Raw genomic sequence first — 5,736 nt, forward strand, 5'->3', positions numbered from 1 at the left:
CCGGCCCGTGCCGCACCGGCATCGGCTCGCCGGTCAGGGTGGATTCGTCGACGACGGCGGTTCCGGCATCGACCATCCCGTCCACCGGCACCGTCTCGCCCGCGCGCACCAGCAGCCGGTCGCCCGGAACGATCCGCTTCAGCGGCACGATTTCGATGCGGCCGTCCTCGTACCGGCTGGCCGTGCGGGGCACGCGCGCCAGCAGCGCCGACATCTCCCGCCGGGCGCGCGCCGCGGCCATGTCCTCCAGCGCGCGACCGCCCGCGAGCATCACCCCGATCACGGCGGCGGTGACGTATTCCCCGAGCGCGAAGGCGCCGGCGATCGACAGCAGCGCAATGACGTCAAGGCCGACCTCGCGCCGCCAGAGACTCGCCACGCTGTCGAACGCGACGGCGGCCAGCGCCGGGACGGTGCCGGCCACCATCAGCCGGTCGTCCCAGCCCTGCAGGCCCAGCCACCGCGCCCCGAGCTCCCCGGCGAGGCCGAGCAGCGCCATGGCCAGCAGCGCGAGGTTCGCGTCGCGCGCGCGATCGGATCCCAGCATCGATGAGAGCCCCCACCCCCGGGCCGCACCGGCCGGCCGGGCAGCCACAGCATCACGGCGACGGCACCCGCGGCATGACCTCGATCAAATCCCGCGCGGCGCCGACCGTGCAGTCTGTCGGCGATGCCGGATCGCCCGCCCAACGCAGCGGACCGCGTGATGAAAATCGATTTCAGATTCGCGCCGAGTGGATTGAAAAACCGAAGACGCGGCCAAATCCCGTTCGTATGGTCACGCTTGGACGCGGTATGGCGGTGCGACATGCTTGGAGAGGCTGATGCAGCCGCCATCGGCCGCGCGGCACAGGCGGTGCGACCTGCCGCCCGCTCGGGACCCGGCACGGCGGAACGCCCGTTCACCGGGCGGACCGTGGTGATCCAGCCGCTGCCCGGCATCGGCGACATGGCATGGCATCTGGCGCATCTGCACGCCCTGGCCGAACAGGCACCGTCCGGCCGGATCACCGTGGTGGCGAAGCCGTCGTCGCAGGCGGCCGATCTGCTGGGCGGCGAAGCCTGGGTCGAAGATATCATCACACTGCGGCGGCGACCGCGCGCCGGCGCGGGACGCGAGGGCGACGGTCTGTTGCGGCTGATCGGCGCGCTGCGCCGGCGCGATTTCGGGACCGGCGTGGTGCTGCATCACAGCACCACGCTGGCCTGTGCGCTGCAACTCGCCGCGATCCCGAACCGCTTCGGCTACGGCTTCACGCATCAGCGCGTCTGCCTCAACCGCCCGCCCTTCCTGCCCGAGACCTGCCGCCCGCTGGACCCCGTGTCCAAGGCGGACGCCTATATCGCCGCCCTCGGCCTGCCCGCCGGCGAGCCCCTGCCGTTCCTGCGGCCGAGCGCGTCGGCCCGGGCCGAGGTGGCGGGGCGCCTCGCCGGCCAGGGCGGCCCGTATGTCGTGCTCGGCGTCGGCAGTTCCGAGGCGTACAAGCAATGGGGCGAGGCGCAGTTCGCGCAGCTGTGCGACGCGCTGCAGGGGGCCGGCTGGCCGCTCGTGGTCATGCTCGGCGGTGCGGCCGAGGCCGAGATGATCGGGCGGCTGACGCGGCGCAGTCCCGTCGCGTTTCCGGCCGTCGGCTGGCGGCTCGGCGAGGTGGCGGCGCTGATACAGGGCGCCGCCTATTACGTCGGCAACGATACAGCGACGCTCAACCTCGCGGCGATGGCGGGAAGCCGCGCCTATGGCCTGTTCGGGGCGACGACGCCGCTGCGGCTCGGCCCGTGGCTGCGCCCCGTCTATCCGGCGGACGGACCGCCGCGCCGTACGGATGGGATGGAGCGCATCAGCGTGGCCGCCGTCCTCGCCGCGATCGTGCGCGACCGCGGCGGCCTCGGTCACTGACGCGCGGCGGCGTCAGTGTTGGAGGCTATGGCTGCGGACGGGGCGTCGTCGCGACGCTCGGCGGCAGGTCGGGATAAGTCACCTTCGGCATGTCGCCGGTCAGGCTGTCGAGGAAGGCGGTGATCCGGGTGACCTCCGGGTCCTGCAGGCGGATGCCCAACTGGCTGGACCCCATCACCGCCACCGCCTGACGCAGATCCCACGAGGCGCCAGTGTGAAAATACGGCGCCGTCAGCGCGATGTTGCGCAGGGTCGGCACCTTGAAGACGTATTCGTCGCTCGGCGTCTTCGTCACCATGAAACGGCCCTTGTCGTCCGGCGGCAGGAACTCCGCGCCCGGCCTCTCGACAACGCCGAACGGCGCGTACATCCCGCCACCGACATTGATACCGTTGTGGCAGGCCGCGCAGCCCTTATCCATGAAGAGCGCCAGCCCCTCCTTCTGCGGCGGCGAGAGAGCGCCCGCATCGCCCTTGAGGAACCGGTCGAAGGGAGCATTCGGCGTGATCAGCGTCGCCTCGAACACCGCGATCGCCTTGTCAACATTCGCCAAGCTGATGGGGTCGGCCTCGCCCGGAAACGCCTTCGCGAAGGCGACGCCGTAGCCGGGTATGCCCTTCAGCTGCTCGGCGACATGCTCGGTCGGGGACGCCATTTCCACCGGATTGACCATCGGGCCCCCGGCCTGCTGTTCGAGGTCCTTGGCCCGTCCGTCCCAGAACTGGGCCGTGTTGAAGACGGCGTTGAACACGGTCGGCGCGTTGCGTCCGCCGTGCTGCCAGCGATGGCCGAGGGATGTCGGCTCCGCGTCGGCGCCCCCGAGGCCAAGGTTGTGGCAGGAGTTGCAGCTGATCGCATGGCTCGCGGAAAGGCGCGGATCGAAATAGAGCTGCTTGCCCAGTTCGACCTTTTCGGGGGTGGCAGGATTGCCGGGCAGCGCGGGCGGCGTCTGCGGGATCGGCTTGAATTGCTGCTGTGCCCTGGACATCAGATCGTCCTGCGCCAGCGCCGGGGCGACATATGCGCAGCTGATGCAAAGGCTCGCGAACACAGCCCGGACAGCCATGGTACCCACCCTCACCCGAAACGGATCAGCCCGACGACCCTGCATGGCCTGCGAGCCGCGCGCCTTGATCCATCGCAATGACATTGCGATATCGGAAGGTATTTCTGCGCGGCGGGTGATCACCCGCTGGTCTGTCGGGTGAGGAGGAAGCCGGCGGCCCGGATCAGCTACATGTCATCAGCGGCTATGGTCGCGGAGCCGTCCTGAGACGCGGCTAGACGTCGAGGTTGGCGACCTTCAGGGCGTTGCCGACGATGAACTCGCGTCGCGGTTCCACGACGTCGCCCATCAGGGTCGAGAAGACCTGTGCCGCGTCCTCGGCATCGCCGATCTTGACCTGCAGGAGCGTGCGGACGGCGGGATCGAGCGTGGTCTTCCAGAGCTGATCGGGGTTCATCTCGCCGAGGCCCTTGAAGCGGTTGACCGCGAGGCCCTTGCGCCCCTGCGCCAGCAGCCGGTCGTAGAGCGAGGCCGGGCCGGCGGCGGTGGTTTCCACCGTATCGAGCTTGAGCTGCGCCGGGCTGTCGAACTTCGCCGCGAACAGGGACGTGCGCTCGGCGAGCCACCGCGCCTCCGCGCTGCGCAGCAGGGCCGCGTCGAGCTTGTGGATCTCGTGCACGCCGCGGACGGTGCGCGCGAGCACGATCTCGCCCTGATCGGGCGTCACCGTCCAGCCGCGCTCGGTCGGCGCCGAGATGGCGTTGAGCCGGGCTGCGAGGCCGGGGGCCGCCGCCTGCGCGCGCGCGACGTCGGGCGTGAGCGCGCCGGCGATCGCCGCCTGTTCCAGCAGCGGCACGATCATGCCCTGTTTCAGGCCGCGCAGCCGCGTCGCCACCTGCCGCAGCCACTCCGCCTCGGTCGCCAGCGCCGCGCCGTCCAGCACCGTGCCGTCGGCGTAGCTCAGCCGCGCATCGGCCAGCGCCTTGTCGAGCAGATACTGTTCCATCGCGCGGTCGTCCTTGAGGTAGCGCTCGTCGTTGCCGCGCTTGGCGCGATAGAGCGGCGGCTGCGCGATGTAGAGATGCCCGCGCTCGATCAGCTCCGGCATCTGGCGGAAGAAGAACGTGAGCAGGAGCGTGCGGATATGGCTGCCGTCCACGTCGGCGTCGGTCATGATGACGATGCGGTGATAGCGCAGCTTGGCGATCGAGAACCCGCCCTGTTCCGGCTCGCCGCGGCCGATGCCGGTGCCGAGGGCGGTGATCAGCGTGCCGATCTCCTGGCTGCCGAGCATGCGGTCGAAGCGCGCGCGCTCCACGTTGAGGATCTTGCCCTTGAGCGGGAGGATCGCCTGGAACTTGCGGTCGCGTCCCTGCTTGGCGGAGCCGCCGGCGCTGTCGCCCTCGACGATGAAGATCTCCGACTTCGCCGGGTCGCGTTCCTGGCAGTCCGCGAGCTTGCCCGGCAGCGTCGAGATGTCGAGCACGCCCTTGCGCCGCGTCAGCTCACGCGCCTTGCGCGCCGCCTCGCGCGCGGAGGCGGCGTCGATCACCTTCTGCATCACCAGCCGCGCCTCGCGCGGGTGCGTCTCGAACCAGTGGGCGATCGCGTCCGCCGCGACGGCGTGCACGACCGGCTGCACCTCCGACGAGACGAGCTTGTCCTTGGTCTGGCTGCTGAACTTCGGGTCCGGCACCTTGACCGACAGCACCGCCGTCAGACCCTCGCGCAGATCCTCGCCGGTGAGCTGCGGCTGGTCCTTCTTGGACATGCTTTCGGCATAACGGGAGACGACGCGCGTCAGCGCCTGACGGAAGCCCGCGAGATGCGTGCCGCCGTCGCGCTGGATGATGTTGTTGGTGAAGCACAGCATCGTCTCGTGGTACGTCTCGTTCCACGACAGCGCGAACTCCACGCGGATGCCGTTGCTCTCCTCCGCCCGCACCGACAGCGGCGGCGCGAACAGCGGGCTGCGCGCGCGGTCGAGCCATTCGACGAAGGCGACGAGGCCGCCGTCGTAGCGCATGACGGTCTCCGCGACCTCGGCATGGCGCTCGTCGCGCAGGGTGATGGCCATCCCCGAGTTGAGGAACGCAAGCTCGCGCAGCCGCCGCTCCAGGGTCGGGTAGTCGAACTCCGTGCGGGTGAAGGTCGCCGGGCTGGGCTTGAACGTCACCTCGGTGCCGTGCTGGTCGGACGGGCCGACCACGACCAGGGGCGCCTCGGCGTCGCCGTTGCGGAAGCGGATGAAATGCTCGAACCCGTCGCGCCAGATACGCACCTCCATCCATTCGGACAGGGCGTTGACCACGGCGGCGCCGACCCCGTGCAGGCCGCCGGAGACCTTATAGCTGTTCTGGTTGAACTTGCCGCCGGCGTGCAGGCGCGTCAGCACGACCTCGGCCGCGGAGACGCCTTCCTCGCTGTGGATGTCCACCGGGATGCCGCGTCCGTCGTCGCGGACGGTGACCGAGCCGTCGCCGTTCAGCACCAGCTCGCACGCGGTGGCGAAACCGGCCTGCGCCTCGTCCACCGCGTTGTCGATGATCTCGAACGCCATGTGGTGCAGGCCGGAGCCGTCATCGGTGTCGCCGATATACATGCCCGGGCGCTTGCGCACCGCGTCGAGGCCGCGCAGGACGGAGATCGACGACGCGTCATAGGCGCCGTTCTCCTCCGGCGCGGCGCCCGTCGCGGGCACGCCCTGCCCGGCGGGTCGGTGGGAGGACTCCGGGGCGGAATCGGGGATCGGCGCGGCGGGATCGGACATGCCGGCGAAAGGCTCCAGTCGGTGGGGGGACAACACTCTAGTATATAGACGCTACAGCGTTCC

General features: G+C 70.2%; 4 protein-coding genes. 1 reads left to right on the forward strand and 3 read right to left on the reverse strand.

All coding sequences use genetic code 11. The annotated features are described in order from the left end of the window. A partial coding sequence (locus tag B8460_RS11475; protein ID WP_048861736.1) for a P-type ATPase occupies positions 1 to 547 on the reverse strand: 547 nt, incomplete at its 3' end. Between the two features lie 261 nt (positions 548 to 808). Here B8460_RS11475 and B8460_RS11480 point away from each other — a divergent pair. Next, entirely contained in the window at positions 809 to 1,897 is a 1,089-nt protein-coding gene (locus B8460_RS11480; protein ID WP_158322814.1) for a glycosyltransferase family 9 protein, read from the forward strand. Positions 1,898 to 1,922: 25 nt separating this feature from the next. Here the strand turns inward: B8460_RS11480 and B8460_RS11485 are convergent, their stop codons facing one another. Beyond that, positions 1,923 to 3,086 (reverse strand): cytochrome-c peroxidase, encoded by a 1,164-nt coding sequence (locus B8460_RS11485; protein WP_241771172.1) that lies wholly within the window; start codon positions 3,084 to 3,086, stop codon positions 1,923 to 1,925. A 91-nt stretch (positions 3,087 to 3,177) separates the two neighbouring features. Then, positions 3,178 to 5,673 carry a DNA topoisomerase (ATP-hydrolyzing) subunit B gene (gyrB, locus tag B8460_RS11490; protein WP_084623545.1) on the reverse strand — a complete coding sequence of 832 codons (2,496 nt, stop codon included), beginning with the start codon at positions 5,671 to 5,673 and terminating at the stop codon, positions 3,178 to 3,180. Positions 5,674 to 5,736 lie beyond the last annotated feature (63 nt).

Source organism: Acidisphaera rubrifaciens HS-AP3 (assembly GCF_000964365.1).
GTDB classification, from domain to species: domain Bacteria; phylum Pseudomonadota; class Alphaproteobacteria; order Acetobacterales; family Acetobacteraceae; genus Acidisphaera; species Acidisphaera rubrifaciens.